Origin of the sequence: Microbacterium sp. AG157, assembly GCF_003385695.1 — a bacterium.
Taxonomy (GTDB): domain Bacteria; phylum Actinomycetota; class Actinomycetes; order Actinomycetales; family Microbacteriaceae; genus Microbacterium; species Microbacterium testaceum.
In genome coordinates, this window is record NZ_QRDK01000001.1 from 185,010 (window position 1) to 201,583 (window position 16,574).

Sequence of the window (16,574 nt, forward strand, 5' to 3'; positions counted from 1 at the left end):
CTAGCCGCCGCCCGTCGCCCGGCCCGTGTGACCCGCGGGTGGTCGCCACACCTGCACGAGCATCCGACCGCGCCGGGACCGCCCCCGACCGCCGAGACGGCATCTCGCTGACAACACCGTGACAGCCTGCAACCGACTCGTCAGCGAGACGCCGTCTCGCGAGTCACTGCCCGCGCCTGCCGCGACTGTACGAACAGCGCCAGGGCGAGCGTCAGCGCCGCCCAGGCCGCGGCGACCTTCGTCTGGACGCCGTAGATCAGGTGCGTGGGGGTGTAGTCCGCGTCGAACGGCCCCTGCACCGCGATGGCCGCGAGCGAGGCGCCGATCAGCGCGACAGGGAGCGAGACCCACCACGCCCAGCGGGCGGCATCCGGGATCACGCGCCGCACGGGCTCGGGCCGCCGCCGCGACAACCACACGAGGGCGAAGATCCCCAGCACGACCACACCGAGAGCGCTCGAGGCGTGTTGCAGCCACTTGGCCCCCGTGAACGGCCCCCACTGCCCCGCAAGGGCGGGCAGCAGCTGCTCCCCCACTCGACCCTCGTGGGTGAACAGGTCCCACGCGATGTGCGACGCGACGCCCAGCGCGAGCGAGACGACGAGCCACAGGATGCCGGGGAGTCCCCCGCCGACGCTCTCGCGCAAGGCCGCGCGGGCACCGGTATCCCACTCGACGGGCAACCTCTGCGCCACCGGTCGCGGCAGCAGCTCGCGGGTCGCCGGACGCAGCACGCACCGCCAGATCAACAGCAGCACGAAGGCGACCGCGACGGTCACCGGCAGCCACGCGAAGTCGTGCGTCAGACCGTAGCCGGGCCACATCCCCCGCACGAACAGCGGCAGGTCGGGGGTCATGGCCCCGACCGCGATCGCCGCCGGCACCAGCCGCGTGCGCACGAAGGGCAGTGCGACGACGGCGTGGCTCGGCGTGAACGGCATGTCAGCTCAGGAAAAGCCCCGCGAGCGTCTTCTTTCCGCGGCGCAGCACCGAGACGCCGCCGGGCAGCGTTCCCGCGACGACCGCTTCGTCGCTCGTGACCTTCTCGCCGTCGAGCGAGACGCCGCCCTGCGAGATCGCGCGACGCGCCTCGCTGAGGCTGGCGCACAGACCCGTGGCGGTGAGCGCCTCGACGACGGTGGTGCCGGCGGCGACGGTCGCGTGCGGCAGCTCTTCGAGCGCACTGCGCAGCACCGCGGCATCGAGGACGGTCACATCACCCTGACCGAACAGCGCCTCCGTGGCCGCGATCACGGCCTCGGTCGCCTCGACGCCGTGCACGGTCGTCAGCACCTCGCGCGCGAGACGCTTCTGCGCGGCGCGGCGGAACGGCTCGGACGCGACGAGTCCCTCATACTCCTCGATCTGGGTGCGCGTGAGGAACGTGAACACCTTGAGACGCTCGATCACGTCGCGATCGTCGGTGTTCAGCCAGAACTGGTACATGACCCAGGGGCTGCACATGTCGGCATCCAGCCAGATGGCGTTGCCCTCGCTCTTGCCGAACTTCGTGCCGTCGCTGTTGGTGATCAGCGGCGTGCCGATGGCGTGCACCGAGACCCCCTCGGCGCGGCGCACGAGATCGGTGCCGCTCGTGAGGTTGCCCCACTGGTCGCTGCCGCCGGTCTGCAGCACGCAGCCGTACTGACGGTGCAGCTCGAGGTAGTCGAGTCCCTGCAGGATCTGGTAGCTGAACTCGGTGTAGCTGATGCCCGCCTCGGAGTTGAGGCGCGCGCTGACCGCGTCTTTCTTCAGCATCGTGCCGACGCGGAAGTACTTGCCGATGTCGCGCAGGAAGTCGATGGCGCTGAGCGGCGCGGTCCAGTCGAGGTTGTTGACGATGCGCGCGGCGTTCTCGCCCTCGAAGCTGAGGAAGCGCTCGACCTGGCCGCGCAGCAGGCCCACCCACTCCTCGACCGTCTCGCGTGCGTTGAGCGTGCGCTCGGCCGTGGGACGCGGGTCGCCCACCAGACCGGTCGACCCGCCGACCAGTCCGAGCGGGTGGTGGCCGGCCAGCTGCAGGCGACGCATCGTGAGCAGCTGGACGAGGTTTCCCAGGTGCAGGCTGGGCGCGGTCGGGTCGAAGCCGCAGTAGAAGGTGATGGGGCCTGCGCCGAGCAGTTCGCGCAGCTCGCCCTCGTCGGTCGAGACGTGCACCAGACCGCGCCAGACGAGCTCGTCCCAGACGTTGTCGAAGGCCGGGTCGTTGGCGGGGGCGAGGGCGCTCACGGGCGCCGCATCGGTGGAGGCAGACACCGGTTCAGGGTATCAGCGGGGGTGTCCGACTCCGGATGCCATCCCCTCGAACGCTCACCACGGTCGCTGCGCCGGCTGGCCGGCGCCGTGGGCCGCCCGGCCGGGCGGTTCCGTCGGGAGCAGGAGGAGGCGGGTCTGCGACCGCGAGACCCCCCAGATGACGCCGATGACGGCGCCGAACACGGACGCGCACACGATCATCAACCATCCGATCGCGAGCTGCACGGGGCCGACGGCGATCACGACGAGCGCGATGCCAGTGAGGATCGCCAGGCCTGTCAGCGCGGCGAACACGATCATCACGACACGGAGTGTCCGAAGCGACTGCTCGCCGTGGAAGGTGGGGCGCACGCCGAAACGCGAGGAGAGGTACGCCGCCCACCGCTCACCCGTCCACCACCGATGGGCGGCGTGGGTGATCGGGTACCACCCGGCGCCGGGTCCGTCGACCTCGCCGGGCAACGGGCGCAGGTGGTCGGGTGCGGCCGGGGCTCCGGCCGGCATCGGGAGACGCCGGACACGCGTGCTCTGCGCGGCCATCGCGAACCACAGTGCCGACAGCGCGAGCAGGAACAGGGGCAGAACGGTCGGGTTTCGCGCGAGAACGCCCGACAGCACGAAGCACAGGGCCGCGAACAGGAACATCCCGCCCGCGACCCACCCGAAGACGGGCTGCTCGAGGGTGGCCCAGTCGATTCCCGCTCTGCCCTCGCGCACGCGCGAGCCCGTCCAGATGCGGCCGTCCCACCAGCGCAGTTCCCCTGGCTTGGTGGGATACCAACCCGGCTGCGGACCTGCCGGCGGGGGCGCCGCAGGCTGCGGTGTCGCGAACGGCCCGGCCGGCGCTTCGTGCGCCGTCCATTGCGTTCCATCCCACCAGCGGACGCGCCCCGGCGTCTCCGCCTCGTACCAACCCGGTGCAGCGTTCATGACGTCATCTCCCCCTGGAGTGTCCCTCGACCGTACCGGTCCCTCCCTGCGTCGGTCACGAAACGCGTCAGCGCGCGTGCACGCCCCACCACACGAGGAACGCGACCGCCAGCGAGGTGACCCAGCTCACGAGACTGCCGATGAGGAAATACTCTGCGCGGTCGCCGTCGTCGCGGTCCCGCGAGATCTCGGGGAAACGCACGATCCCTTTCGCCGCGAGCACAGCGGCGAGCAGCGTGTATGCGCCCGCCAGCGTCAGCACGAAGACCAGAATGCGCTCGAGCGGCCCGATCAGACGACCGCCCTTGAGGGTCGGTCTCGCGTCGCCCTCGGGGTCGGCCACGCGCCCGCCCATCTCGGAGCGCAGGGCGATACGCACCACCGCGTTGCCGGACTCCAGCAGAAACACCAGGCAGCCGATGACCAGGACGGCGACGTCGATCGACACCGTCGCCCCCGGCCGGTACGCGGCCCACGTCTCGCCGAGCAACCCCGGCCTCTCGCGCCCCGGCGCGATGACCACGCACGCCGCCGCGGCCAGTGCGAGCAGGGCGACCGGCCACAGGCCCGCGCGAGCAGGACCGTCTTCGGGCACGACCCACGTCCAGATGGCGGCGACGGCGACGGCGAGAAGCCCCGCGATCACGGCATCCAACCCCGCCGAGATCAGGACGAGCACGACCGATGCCACCGCCATGGCCAGCCAGCGCCGCCTCCGTATCATCTGGCGAATGAGATCGACCGCCCCGACCGCGAGCAGAAGGAGACCGGCCGCGATCATGAGCGCACCGTCGCGGTGAGGGCTTCGAAGCCCTCGACGAGGACGGCAGCGCCAGCGGCGGCGAGAGCCTGCGAGACCGCAGACTGACTGATCCCCTCGGCGTCGGCGAGCTCTCGCTGGGAACGGCCGACGCAGCGCCCGTAGGTCAGTCGACGCGACCTCTCGCTCATCGCCGACACGAGCTGGTCGCGACTCAGGACGTAGGCGCGGGCGAGCGCGACGGTCTCGGTCATGGTGGGATCGTGCCCCTCGGCCAGAACGATCCAGGTGCGCGCGAGCGGCGCGGCGCGCTGCTGCAGTCGTTCGATGTGGCCGATGGCTTCGCGTGCGGCCCACCAGGCCGGGCCCTCGGGAACGGTTCGATCGGCGAGCTCGATCGGCCGCACCTCTCCGACGCCCACTCCGAAACGGCAGTCGACCTCGTCGGGCAGGGCGAGGCGCAGCAGCAGCAAAGAGGCGAGGGCAGCGGAGAGATCGTCGTACTCGCCCTGCAGTTCGTCGCCCACCACGGACGCGAGGGGCGCCGCGGCGACGGGCAGATCGCGCTCGACGGCGCGCACGGCGTCGACGAGGGACCGTTGCGCCCCGGCGCGATCGTCCAGCCGCCGGGAGGCGACGATGTCGGCGATCACGGCGACGGTCATGCGATAAGCCTAACGCTTATGATCTCTTTTTGATAAGCGAATAACTGATATTCAGCCGATAAGGGATCGGGATGCCGCCTGCGCTCGAGCGACCAGCTCTTCGCGCTGCTCGCGGACGCGCTCCGGAGCAGTGCCTCCGACACCCGTACGGCTCGACACCGACCCCTCGATCGTCAGCACCTCGCGTACCCGCGGGGTGAGCTCTGCCGAAACGGAGGCGAGCAGGGCGTCGTCGGCGTCTTCAAGCCCGATCTCGCGCTCCTCGCACGCGCGCACGAGGGCGCCGGAGATCTCGTGGGCGTCGCGGAAGGCCACGCCCTGGCGCACCAGCCACTCGGCGACGTCGGTCGCGAGCGAGAACCCCTGCGGAGCGAGCTCGGCCATGCGATCGGTGTGGAAACGGAGGGTCGCGATCATGCCCGAGAACGCGGGCAGCACGAGCTCGAGCGTGCGCACCGAGTCGAAGACCGGCTCTTTGTCTTCCTGCAGGTCGCGGTTGTACGCCAGGGGCAGCCCCTTGAGCGTCGCCATCAGACCCGCCAGGTTGCCGATCAAGCGACCGGCCTTTCCCCGCGCGAGCTCGGCGATGTCGGGGTTCTTCTTCTGCGGCATGATGCTCGAGCCGGTCGAGTACGAGTCGTCGAGCGTGACGAAGCCGAACTCGCGGGTGTTCCAGAGGATCACGTCTTCGGCCAGACGCGAGAGATCGACGCCGATCATCGCGGTGATGAAGGCGAACTCGGCGACCACGTCGCGCGAGGCGGTGCCGTCGAGGGAGTTCTCGGCCGGGCGGGCGAGACCGAGGCGGTCGGCGACCAGTTGCGGGTCGAGGCCGAGGGTCGCCCCGGCGAGCGCGCCGCCGCCGTAGGGCGAGACCGAGGCGCGGGCAGACCAGTCGCGCAGGCGCTCGAGGCCGCGCACGAACGCCCAGCCGTAGGCCTGCAGATGGTGGGCCAGGAGCACCGGCTGCGCGTGCTGCAGGTGGGTGCGGCCGGGCATGATCGCGCTCTCGTGCGCCTGGGCCTGCGCGACGAGAGCGTCGATCAGCCGGAGAAGCTCGCGCGTGAGGGTGCGCGAGTGGTCGAGCAGATACAGCCGCACGAGTGTGGCGATCTGGTCGTTGCGACTGCGCCCGGCGCGAAGCTTTCCGCCGAGGGCCGGGCCCACCGTCTCGATCAGCACGCGCTCCAGGGCGCCGTGCACGTCTTCGTCACCGGGGGCGGCGACGAGCGAGCCGTCCTGCACACGCGCCGCGAGCTCGTCGAGGCCGTCGTGCATGGACTGCGCCTCGTCGGCGGAGAGGTACCCCGCCGCTTCGAGGGCGGCGGCGTGGGCGTGCGAACCCTGGATGTCGTAGAGGGCGAGGTCCCAGTCGAAGTGGGTCGAGCGGCTCAACGCCGCCAGTTCGGGAGACGGTCCGCCCGAGAAACGGGCTCCCCACAGGGCGCCCTCGTTCGTCGACTGACCGGTCTCGCTGCTCATGCCCCCAGCCTACCGAGGGCCGCCGACACCGCCGGAGCCCGTGACGGGCGCGGGCCCCGACGACCGGGCTCCCGGCGTGGCATCCCGCCCCACGATCAGGCGTACGACGTTATCGACGAACATCTCGAGGGGCCCTCGCCCGATCGTGAGCGCCCACACCGTGCAGCCCGCGATGAGCCCGAGCGTCAGAGGGACGAACAGCCCCGCCTCACGGATACCGACGAGGTCGGACGTGTCCCCCAGCAGGACCTGCGCCACGATGGCCCAGACCACCAGCTGCAGAACGTACGCGGTGAGCGGCATCGAGCCGACCGCGCGCAACGGCACAGCAACCCAGCGCAGTGGCGTGCGGCACAGCAGCAGGCACACCCCGATCGTCATCACGGCGAAGCCGCCCGAGCCGATGACCTCCCACAGACCCGAGGAGTGGTCCTCGGCGGTCAGCACCGCCGTGAGGAAAGGGGTGTCCTCGGCGACCGGTGCCGTGGCGATCGCGAAGCCGTAACCGGCGAGCGCGAGCGACAGACCCGCCATGGCGAGCAGGCCCTGGTCGGCGATGTTGCGCAGGTCGAGTCGGCCGACGCCCATCCCCGCCAGCAGGAACGCGATCCATACGGTGAACGGGTACGCCCACCCCACCGCGGCTTCGAGTTCGGCACCCGCCGGGCCCGCCCACACGGGCGCCGCGTCGAGGAACGGCTGGATCCACGGCATGACGACCGCGAGGACTCCGGCCACGAGGAACAGGGGGCGCGCCCGCATGCCGAGAAAGGGCAGCGCCAGCACGAACAGCAGGGCGTAGGCGGGGAGGATGACGTAGACGGGCACCCCCGTCATGACCAGCAGCAGGCCGATCACCCAGAGCAGGGCTCCACGCAGCGCCAGCCGGGCCGCCGCACGCGGGCGCCGTTGCGGAGCGAGCGGTCGGGGCCCACCGGTGACGAGGGCGATGGACACGCCCGCGAGCACCGCGAACAGGATCGACGAACGACCGTTCACGAGGGTGACCCACGTGCTCGGATCCGCAGTGAGGGTGCGCTCGGTGTCGAGCAGGTGCGCGGCGAGCATGCCCAGCACGGCCAGCCCGCGCGCGAGGTCCACGCCGACCAGCCGGCCCGGTCCGTCGAAACGGGACCAGGCGCGGCCGAGCGGCGAAGAGGTCACTGCTGGCGCAGAAGCCACACCAGGAGCGCCTTCTGGGCGTGGAGACGGTTCTCGGCCTCGTCCCAGACGACGCTCTGCGGGCCGTCGATGACCTCGGCGTCGACCTCGTAGCCGCGGTCGGCGGGCAGACAGTGGATGAAGATCGCGTCGTCGGCGGCACGCGTCATGAGCTCGCTCGTGACCTTGAAGCCGCCCAGGTCGCGGATGCGCGCGATCTTCTCCTCCTCTTTGCCCATCGACACCCAGGTGTCGGTGACGACGACATCGGCTCCGGATGCCGCGACCTCGGGGTCGTCGATCAGGGTGATCGACCCGCCGGTCCCGGCGGCGATGCGCTCGGCATCCACGATCACGTCGGCCCGCGGCGCGTAGTCCGCCGGGGCGGCGACGCGCACGTGCATGCCGGCGGTGACCCCCGCGAGCACATACGAGTGGGCCATGTTGCTCTGGCCGTCGCCGAAGAACGAGAGGGTCAGGCCCTTCAGCTCGCCCTTGTGCTCGCGGATCGTGAGCAGGTCAGCGAGCAGCTGGCACGGGTGGAAGTCGTCGCTCAGCGCGTTGACCACCGGAACGCGCGTTCCCCTCGCCATCTCTTCGAGTCCCGCCTGCGCATAGGTGCGCCACACGATCGCGGCGACCTGCCGCTCGAGCACGCGGGCGGTGTCGGAGGGGGTCTCCTTGCCGCCGAGCTGGCTGTTGGCGGTCGAGATGATCAGGGGCGAGCCGCCGAGGTCGGCGATCCCGACCGCGAACGACACGCGCGTGCGGGTCGAGGATTTGTCGAAGATCACGGCGACGGTCTGAGGACCTTCGAGCGGCTTCTGCGCCCAGCGGTCCTTCTTCAGCTCGATCGCGAGGTCGAGGATCTCGGCCTGCTCGGCCGGGGTCAGGTCGTCGTCACGCAGCAGGTGGCGGGTCACGCGGGGGCTCCTTCGAGGATCAGGGCATCGGAGACGGTGGCCAGCGCGGCACCGAAGAGGTCGAGGAACGCCGAGACCTCGGCATCCTGGATCGTCAGGGGCGGTGCGATGCGGATCGTGGTGTCGTTCGCGGCGTTGACGATCAGACCGTGCTGCTGGGCGGCGGCGACCACGGCCTTGGCGACGGGACTCGTGAGGCCGATGCCGAGCAGCAGACCGCGACCGCGCACACCCGCGACGAGCGGGGAGCCGAGAGCGGCGATCCCCTCGCGCAGCTGGGTCTCGCGGTGGGCGGCGTTCTCGACCAGGCCCGCGGACTCGATCTCTTGGAGCACGGCGCCGCCGACGGCGGTGCCCAGGGCGTTGCCGCCGAAGGTCGAGCCGTGCGTGCCGGGGAAGAAGAGGTCGCTCGCCGCGCCGAAGGTGACGAGCGCGCCGATCGGGAATCCGCCGCCGATGCCCTTGGCGACCGTGATCGCGTCGGGCACGATGCCCGCGTGCTGGAAACCGAACCAGGCGCCGGTGCGGCCGGCGCCGGTCTGGATCTCGTCGACGATCAGCAGCGCACCGTGGCGCTGCGTGATCTCGCGGGCCGCCTGCAGGTAGCCCTCGGGCAGCTCGACGACCCCGGCCTCGCCCTGGATGGGCTCGACGAGGAGAGCGGCGACACGCTCGTCCATTGCGGCCTCGAGGGCCGCGACGGTCGCGTCGATGTGCTCCACACCCGGCACCATGGGGAGGAAGTCGGCCTGCAGCGCGGGCTTCCCCGTCAAGGCGAGAGCACCCATCGTGCGGCCGTGGAAGCCGCCCTTCAAGGTCAGGATGCGGGAGCGGTCGGTGCCGCGACCGTGCAGACGAGCGAGTTTGAGCGCCGCCTCGTTCGCCTCGGCACCGGAGTTGCCGAAGTACACCCGACCCGACTCCCCCGTACCGGCGAGACGCTTCAGACGGGCGGCCAACGCCAGCTGCGGGGGCGTGGCGAAGTAGTTCGAGACGTGGGCGAGCGTCGCCGCCTGCTCGGTGAGGGCCTTCACGAAGACCGGGTGCGCGTGGCCCAGGGCGTTCACGGCGATGCCGGCGAGGAAGTCGAGGTACTTCGCCCCCTCGCTGTCCCAGACGTAGGCCCCCTCTCCGCGCACGAAAAGCGCCATGCGGTCGCCGAAGCTGCGGACCAGATCGCGTCCGGCGTCGTCCTGCCAGGTTGCGGTGGTCATGCGACCACCTCCGTTCCGATTCCCTTGCTGGTGAACAATTCGACGAGCACCGAGTGCGGCACCCGTCCGTCGATGATGGCCGCGGTGGGCACTCCCCCGTCGACGGCGTCGAGGCACGCCTGCATCTTCGGGATCATCCCCGACTCGAGCGTCGGCAGCATCGCGCGCAGCTCCGTCGAGGTGAGGTGCGACACGAGCGAGTCGCGGTTGGGCCAGTCGGCGTAGAGCCCGGGGACGTCGGTCAGGACGACGAGCTTCTTGGCGTTGAGGGCCGTCGCCAGCGCCGCCGCCGCGGCATCCGCGTTCACGTTCAACGAGGTGCCCGGGTTGTCGAGGTCGGGCGCGATGCTCGACACGATGGGCACGCGGCCCGCGGCCAGGTGGTCGAGCACCGGCTGCGGGTCGACCGTGACGACGTCGCCGACACGACCGAGATCGTGCTCGACACCGTCGACGACGACGCCGCGACGGCGGCCCCCGAAGAGGCCCGCGTCCTCGCCGCTCAGGCCGGTGGCCAGCGGCCCGTGCGCGTTCACCTTGGCCACGAGCTGCGGGTTGATCTGCCCGGTCAGCACCATTCGGACCACGCTGATCGCCTCGGTCGAGGTGACCCGGTAGCCGCCGCGGAATTCGCTGGGAATGTCGAGACGGTCGAGCATCGACGAGATCTGGGGTCCCCCACCGTGCACGACGACGGGCTTGACGCCCACGTAGCGCAGGTAGGCGATGTCCGCGGCGAAAGCATCCTGCAGCTCGTCGCTCACCATGGCGTTGCCGCCGTACTTCACCACCACCACCTGGTCGCGGTACTTGCGCACCCAGGGCAGCGACTCGACGAGCGTGACCGCCCGTTCACTGGCCTCGGCGGGATCGGTGTCTTGCAGATCGACATGGGTCATGAGGAGTAGGCGCTGTTCTCGTGGACGTAATCGTGCGTCAGGTCATTGGTGCGGATCGTGGCCGCGGCGTCTCCGACCCGCAGGTCGATGACGAGGTCGGTGGCACGCGGCGTGAGGTCGACGTCGTCGCGGGGGCGATCGGGACCGCCCGCCGTGCACACACGGACGCCGTTCATCCAGACGTCCACGTCGTAGGGGTCGAAGGCGGCGTGGGTGGTGCCGATCGCGGCGAGAACGCGGCCCCAGTTGGGGTCGTTGCCGAAGATCGCGGCCTTGAAGAGGTTGTTGCGCGCGACCGAACGACCGACCTCGACGGCGTCGTCCTCGTTCGCCGCGTTCACGACGCGGATCGTGATGTCGTGACTGGATCCCTCGGCATCCCCCTGCAGTTGAGCGGCGAGATCGTCGCACACCGCGGCGAGGGCTGCGGCGAACTCCTCGGCATCCACGCGGATGCCGCTCGCGCCGCTCACGAGGAGCGTGACCTGGTCGTTGGTCGACATGCAGCCGTCGGAATCGAGCCGGTCGAAGCTGACGCGCGTCGCGGAGCGGAGCGCCGCGTCGGCCCCCGCGGCGTCGAGGACCGCGTCGGTCGTCAGGACGACCAGCATCGTGGCCAGGCCCGGAGCGAGCATCCCGGCGCCCTTGGCCATGCCGCCGATCGACCAGCCCTCGCCGGTGTGGACGGCGCGCTTCGGCTTCGAGTCGGTGGTCATGATCGCCAGCGACGCGTCTTCTCCCCCCTCGGGCGAGAGGGCGGCCACGCCCTCGTCCACGCCCTGCAGGACCTTGGCCCGGAACACCTCGTCGCCCGTGCCGATGAGGCCGGTGGAGCACACCACCACGTCGCCCGCTCCGACGCCGAGGAGCGCGGCGGCGCGCTCGGCGGTCTGGTGCGTGGTCTGGAAGCCGAACGAGCCGGTGAAGCAGTTGGCTCCGCCCGAGTTGAGCACCACTGCCTCGATCGTGCCGTCCGTGACGACCTGCTCCGACCAGAGGATCGGGTTGGCCTTGGCCCGGTTCGAGGTGAACACCGCCGCTCCCACCTTGAGCGGACCGCGGTTCACCACGAGGGCGACGTCGCGCGCGCCCGTCGACTTCAGGCCGACGGCCACACCGGCGGCTTCGAATCCTGCGGGGGCGGTCACGCTCACGGGGCGACTCCGTTCAAAGGAAGGGCGGTGGTCTCGGCGAGACCCGACGCCAGATTCATGGACTGGACGGCAGCGCCGGCGGTGCCCTTGACGAGATTGTCGACCGCGGCGACGATCGTCACCCGATTCGCCGCGCGATCGATGGCGATTCCCATCGACGCGACGTTCGCGCCGAGCACGTCAGCCGTACGCGGGAACACCCCCTCGGGGAGGAGCTCCACGAAGGGCTCGTCGGCGTAAGCCGTCTCCCAGGCGCTGCGGATCTCGGCATCCGTCGCCCCCTCCCGGATCGGAGCGGACGAGGTGGCGAGGATGCCCCGCGACATCGGTACGAGCACGGGGGTGAAGGACAACCGGATGCCGTCGCTCGGCGCACCGGCGGCGATCAGCGCCTGCCGGATCTCGGGGATGTGGCGGTGCGTGCCACCCACGGCATAGGGGTTCGCGGAACCGAGGATCTCGCTCGCGAGGAGGTTCGTCTTCGCCGACTTCCCGGCACCGCTCGGGCCGACGGCGAGCACGGACACGATATCGGAAGCCACGATGACCCCGGCGGCCACGCCGGGTGCGAGGGAGAGAGCGACCGTCGACGCATTGCAGCCGGGGGCAGCGATGCGCGTGGCCCCGCGGAGGTTCTCACGCTGTTTGGCGCCCGCGACGGGGAGCTCCGGAACGCCGTACGCCCACGGGTCGGGGTGCGGTCCGCCGTAGAACGCCGCCCAGTCCTCCGCTGACGTGAGCCGGTGGTCGGCACCCGCGTCGATCACGAGGGGGGTGCCGCCAAGGGCGTCGGTGTACTGGGCGGACTGACCGTGCGGCAGAGCCAGGAACACCACGTCGTGCCCGGCGAGCACCTCGGGTGTGGTCGGCTGCAGCACGAGGTGCGCGAGGGACCGCAGGTGCGGCTGGTGGGCGACGAGGGGCTGTCCCGCGCTGGAGTGCGCGGTGACGGTACGAATCTGGACGTCGGGATGAGAGGCCAGGAGGCGGAGGATCTCGCCACCCGCATAGCCGGAAGCGCCGGAGACGGCGACCGAGAGGGTCATGTATCCACCTTACGAGTCGGGGCTGGTGCGGAAATCCGCATGAACCGGGGCGGCGACGCCCGTACGCCCGACCTGTGGCGGGTTACGAGGTCGCCGAGAATCGGCGCGCGACCCGACGTCGACGCTCGCCACCGGTGCTCACGAAGAGCTCCTCGGTGCGCACGGTGATCGACGACATGTGGCGAGGGTAACGGCAGCGGAGGCGGAGGGGCAAATCAACGTCGGTGTCGCCGCAGACTTCCGGGAGACGCCGCGCCGGCGACACCCTCACCCCACGTCCCCCGAATGGGGGACACGAAGGACGTATGCTGTGAAACCTGCCCTCATCGCCGCGCACGTCCGACTGCCCCCTTACCGGCGATGAGGGCAGACTCCTGTGCGCACGCGGGCGCATCCCTCCCGGGCGCGTGCCGAGGCGGCCCGGTCCAGCCTCGCGGCCGTCACACACCGCCCCGTACGACGAGACCCTCGCGGAACGCCGGAGCGCCGCACGGCGCGGGCCGGCGGCGCTCCGGGTCGTGCAGAACGGTCAGTCGCGGATGGCGGCACCGAAGCGCTCGGCGGCCACGGCGACACCCGCGAGCTTCGCCGCGGTCGCCTCGGCCGCGGTCAGCGTGCGGTCCTCGGCGCGGAAACGCAGCGCGAATGTCAGGCTCTTCGTTCCCTCGGCGAGGCCCGGGCCGCGGTAGTCGTCGACGAGCCGGGCACCTTCGAGCAGCGGAGCCCCGCCCTCGAGCAGCGCGGCGCGCACCGCGCCGGCGGCGACATCGATCGGCAGCGTCAGAGACACGTCCTGCGTGGCGGCCGGGAAGCCCGAGAGGGATGCCGCGACCACGCGCGCGTGTGCGAGCTCGAGCATGGCGTCGAGGTCGAGCTCGGCCACGAGAACGCGACCGGGCAGATCGGCGGCCGCGGCGACGACGGGCAGCAGCTCTCCGACGTAACCGATGTCGGTGCCCGCGGCGAGCACGCGAGCCGTGCGACCCGGGTGCAGCGCCGCGCGCTGCGCTTGCACCAGCTCCACATCGAGACCGGCGGCGGCGGTGAGCACTCGGACGGCATCCACGGCGGCGGCGAGGTCCGCGGCCACCGCGGGCTGACCCGGCTGCTTGGCAACGGTGTGTCCCGTCAGGAGCACGGCGACGTGGCGACGCTGCGGCGGGATCGACGCGTCGAGGGCCGTGAGCGTCGCGGCATCCGGTCGCACCGCCAGCGGCGGGACCGACGGGGTGCCGTATCGCACGCCGGGCTTCGGGAGGAAGACCGTGCCGGTCTCGAACAGCGCGAGGTCGACGATGCCGCGCGACACGTTGCGGTGCGCGACCTGCAGCAGGGCCGGAACGAGCGAGCGACGCAGGAACGGCGCCAGTCCGTCGAGCGGGTTCGCCAGCTTCACGCTCGGCAGCGGGTCACCGGACGGCGAACCGTGCAGGGCGTTCTGCTCCTCGGTCGTGAACGGGAACGACGGCGTCTCGACGAAGCCGGCCGCGGCCAGGGCGTTGGCCACGCGGCGGCGCCCCTGCTGCGCGGCGGTGAGCCCGCGACCGGACGGGGGCGTCGGCAGCACGGCCGGGATGCGGTCGTAGCCCTCGATGCGCGCCACCTCTTCGGCGAGCGTCCACTTGTCGCTGAGGTCGTGGCGCCACGACGGGGCGGTCACCGACCACCCTCCGTCGCGCTCCTCGACCGTGCATCCGATGAGTCGCAGCGCCGACACGATCTCGTCATCGGTGTACTCCACGCCGATCAGTCCGGGGACGAAGCCCGCGGGGAGCGTGATCGCCTCGCGACGGTAGCTCGAGCCGAGCGACCCGCCGAGCTCGGTGTCGAGCGTGCCGCCGGCCAGCTCCACCATGAGCGAGGCGACACGCTCGGCCGCGACGTACGGCACGAGCGGGTCGACGCCGCGCTCGAAGCGCCGCGATGCTTCGGAGGGGAGCTTGTGCCGACGCGCCGTTCGGGCGATCGACACCTGGTCGAACGTCGCCGCCTCGATGAGCACGTTCCGAGTCGCGTCGCTCATCTCGGTCGGACCGCCGCCCATGACACCGGCGAGGCCGATGGGGCCCGACTCGTCGGTGATCAGGAGGTCTTCGGAGTCGAGCGTGCGCACCTGACCGTCGAGCGTCTCGAGCTTCTCGCCCTGCTCCGCGCGGCGCACCGTGATGCCGCCCTGCAGCCGGTCGAGGTCATAGCCGTGGATCGGCTGGCCGAGCTCGAGCATGACGTAGTTCGTGATGTCGATCAGCACGCCGAGCGAGCGGATCCCGGCGAGCGACAGGCGCGTGATCATCCACGGCGGGGTCGGACGCGAGGGGTCGACGTCGCGGACGATCCGCGCGACGAACTCCGTGGCGCCCTGGCGTCCGCGGATGGGAGCCTGGTCGGCGACCGTGATCGGGAAGCCCGAGGGCGTGCGTCCCGCGGCGCCGTCGTGGCCGAGGCCCGGATCGCGGAAGTCCGCGCCGGTCGCGTGCGAGTACTCGCGGGCGACCCCGCGCAACGACAGGGCGTAGCCGCGATCGGGAGTGACGTTGATCTCGACCGCGAGGTCATCCAGACCGAGCAGCGCGATGGCATCCGTGCCGACGGGCGCATCGATTCCCAGATCGATCAGACGCAGGATGCCGCTGTGCTCGCTGCCGAGACCCAGCTCTTTCGCCGAAGCGATCATGCCGTCGGAGACGTGGCCGTAGGTCTTGCGAGCCGCGATCGGGAAGGGTCCGGGCAGCACAGAGCCGGGCAGGGTCACCACGACCTTGTCGCCCTCGAAGAAATTGCCCGCGCCGCAGACGATGCCGCGCACTCCCCCGTTCTCGGTTCCGACGTCGACCTGGCACCAGCGGATGGTCTTGCCGTTGGACTGGGGCTCGGGAGTGAACTCCTTCACCTCGCCGACCACGATCGGGCCGGACAGCTCGAAGCGGTGCACGTCCTCCTCTTCGAAGCCGACCGACACCAAAGCCGCGAGGACGTCCTCGGGCGTGGCCTCGGCGGGCACGTCGACGTACTCGCGCAACCAGGAGAGCGGGACGCGCATCAGACCACCATTCCGAACTGCTCGCTGAATCGGACATCGCCCTCGGCCATGTCGCGCATGTCTTGTACGTCGCTGCGGAACATGAGCGTGCGCTCGATGCCCATGCCGAACGCGAAGCCCGAGTACTCCTCGGGATCGATACCGGCGGCCCGCAGGACGTTGGGGTTCACCATTCCGCAGCCGCCCCACTCGATCCAGCGCGCCCCGCCCTTGAAGGTGGGATGCCACAAGTCGAGCTCTGCGCTCGGCTCGGTGAACGGGAAGAAGTTCGCGCGGAAGCGCGTCTTGGCCTCGGGCCCGAAAAGCACGCGCGCGGCGTGGTCGAGCGTGCCCTTGAGGTGGGCCATCGTGATGTTCTTGTCGATCACGAGACCCTCGAACTGCGTGAACACCGGCAGGTGCGTCGCGTCGAACTCGTCGGTGCGGTACACCCGGCCGGGGCAGAGCACGTAGATCGGCAGGTCGCGCTCGAGCATCGACCGCACCTGAACCGGGCTGGTGTGGGTGCGCAGCACCAGGTGGCGCGCGACCGGGTCGACGAAGAAGGTGTCCTGCATCTGACGCGCGGGGTGGTCGACGTCGAAGTTGAGCGCGTCGAAGTTGAACCACTCGTGCTCGAGCTCGGGGCCCTCCGCGATCTCCCAGCCCATGCCGACGAAGATGTCCGACACCTGCTCCTGCAGGAGCGAGATCGGATGCCGTGCCCCGACGCGTGCGCGCTGCGGCAGCGCCGTGACGTCGATGCGCTCGGCCTCGAGCTGGGCGGCGGTCTCGGCTTCGGCCAGCTCGCTCTCGCGGGCGGCGAGCGCCTGGTTCACCTGACCGCGGGCCTGCCCGACGAGCTTGCCGAAAGAGGCCTTGTGCTCGGGGGCGACGTTGCGCATCTGGGCGTTCAGCTGCGCGAGGGAGGACTGCTCCCCCGTGTGCGCGGAGCGGGCGGACTTGAGCTCGGCCGTGGTCGCGGCGGCGGCGATGGCGGCAAGGGCCTCATCGACCGCGGAGGCGACGGCCTCAGGGGTGATCTCGGGTGCGTCGGACACGAGA

At 71.0% G+C, this 16,574-nt stretch carries 14 protein-coding genes; all 14 read right to left on the reverse strand.

Translation table 11 applies throughout. From position 1 onward, the window contains the following. Positions 1-140: 140 nt before the first annotated feature. The 14 genes from DEU35_RS00960 to pheS all read right to left on the reverse strand — a co-directional run bounded on the left by DEU35_RS00960 (position 141) and on the right by pheS (position 16,570). The gene (locus DEU35_RS00960) at positions 141-941 is read right to left on the reverse strand and encodes a DUF4184 family protein (protein WP_116238368.1); all 801 of its coding nucleotides are present in this window, start codon (positions 939-941) and stop codon (positions 141-143) included. Position 942: 1 nt separating this feature from the next. Beyond that, positions 943-2,256, reverse strand: coding sequence for a tyrosine--tRNA ligase (gene tyrS / locus DEU35_RS00965; protein WP_103210507.1), 1,314 nt, complete (start codon positions 2,254-2,256; stop codon positions 943-945). Between the two features lie 54 nt (positions 2,257-2,310). Beyond that, positions 2,311-3,186: a DUF2510 domain-containing protein gene (locus DEU35_RS00970; RefSeq protein ID WP_116238369.1), complete on the reverse strand. Its 876-nt coding sequence runs from the start codon at positions 3,184-3,186 to the stop codon at positions 2,311-2,313. 67 nt (positions 3,187-3,253) lie between these two features. Next, the gene (locus DEU35_RS00975) at positions 3,254-3,967 is read right to left on the reverse strand and encodes a hypothetical protein (protein ID WP_103210502.1); all 714 of its coding nucleotides are present in this window, start codon (positions 3,965-3,967) and stop codon (positions 3,254-3,256) included. Further along, positions 3,964-4,611, reverse strand: a complete 648-nt coding sequence (locus DEU35_RS00980) for a SatD family protein (protein WP_116238370.1) — start codon at positions 4,609-4,611, stop codon at positions 3,964-3,966. Before DEU35_RS00980 ends, DEU35_RS00975 begins: the two co-directional genes overlap by 4 nt. Positions 4,612-4,662: 51 nt before the next feature. Beyond that, complete coding sequence (gene argH, locus DEU35_RS00985; protein ID WP_103210496.1) at positions 4,663-6,093, reverse strand: argininosuccinate lyase; 1,431 nt, start codon at positions 6,091-6,093, stop codon at positions 4,663-4,665. Between the two features lie 9 nt (positions 6,094-6,102). Continuing rightward, on the reverse strand, positions 6,103-7,257 hold the full coding sequence (locus DEU35_RS00990) for a heparan-alpha-glucosaminide N-acetyltransferase domain-containing protein (protein WP_258873298.1): 1,155 nt from the start codon (positions 7,255-7,257) through the stop codon (positions 6,103-6,105). After that, positions 7,254-8,177 carry an ornithine carbamoyltransferase gene (gene argF, locus DEU35_RS00995; RefSeq protein WP_116238372.1) on the reverse strand — a complete coding sequence of 308 codons (924 nt, stop codon included), beginning with the start codon at positions 8,175-8,177 and terminating at the stop codon, positions 7,254-7,256. The genes DEU35_RS00990 and argF overlap by 4 nt, the downstream gene beginning before the upstream one ends. Continuing rightward, positions 8,174-9,391: an acetylornithine transaminase gene (locus DEU35_RS01000; protein ID WP_116238373.1), complete on the reverse strand. Its 1,218-nt coding sequence runs from the start codon at positions 9,389-9,391 to the stop codon at positions 8,174-8,176. The genes argF and DEU35_RS01000 overlap by 4 nt, the downstream gene beginning before the upstream one ends. Continuing rightward, entirely contained in the window at positions 9,388-10,290 is a 903-nt protein-coding gene (gene argB / locus DEU35_RS01005) for an acetylglutamate kinase (protein ID WP_103210488.1), read from the reverse strand. The genes DEU35_RS01000 and argB overlap by 4 nt, the downstream gene beginning before the upstream one ends. Next, positions 10,287-11,444 carry a bifunctional glutamate N-acetyltransferase/amino-acid acetyltransferase ArgJ gene (gene argJ / locus DEU35_RS01010; RefSeq protein ID WP_116238374.1) on the reverse strand — a complete coding sequence of 386 codons (1,158 nt, stop codon included), beginning with the start codon at positions 11,442-11,444 and terminating at the stop codon, positions 10,287-10,289. Before argJ ends, argB begins: the two co-directional genes overlap by 4 nt. Beyond that, positions 11,441-12,490 (reverse strand): N-acetyl-gamma-glutamyl-phosphate reductase, encoded by a 1,050-nt coding sequence (gene argC, locus DEU35_RS01015; RefSeq protein WP_116238375.1) that lies wholly within the window; start codon positions 12,488-12,490, stop codon positions 11,441-11,443. The genes argJ and argC overlap by 4 nt, the downstream gene beginning before the upstream one ends. Positions 12,491-13,019: 529 nt before the next feature. Then, positions 13,020-15,530, reverse strand: a complete 2,511-nt coding sequence (gene pheT, locus DEU35_RS01020) for a phenylalanine--tRNA ligase subunit beta (protein ID WP_116238376.1) — start codon at positions 15,528-15,530, stop codon at positions 13,020-13,022. Then, positions 15,530-16,570, reverse strand: coding sequence for a phenylalanine--tRNA ligase subunit alpha (gene pheS, locus DEU35_RS01025; protein ID WP_103210477.1), 1,041 nt, complete (start codon positions 16,568-16,570; stop codon positions 15,530-15,532). The genes pheT and pheS overlap by 1 nt, the downstream gene beginning before the upstream one ends. Between the last annotated feature and the right edge of the window lie 4 nt (positions 16,571-16,574).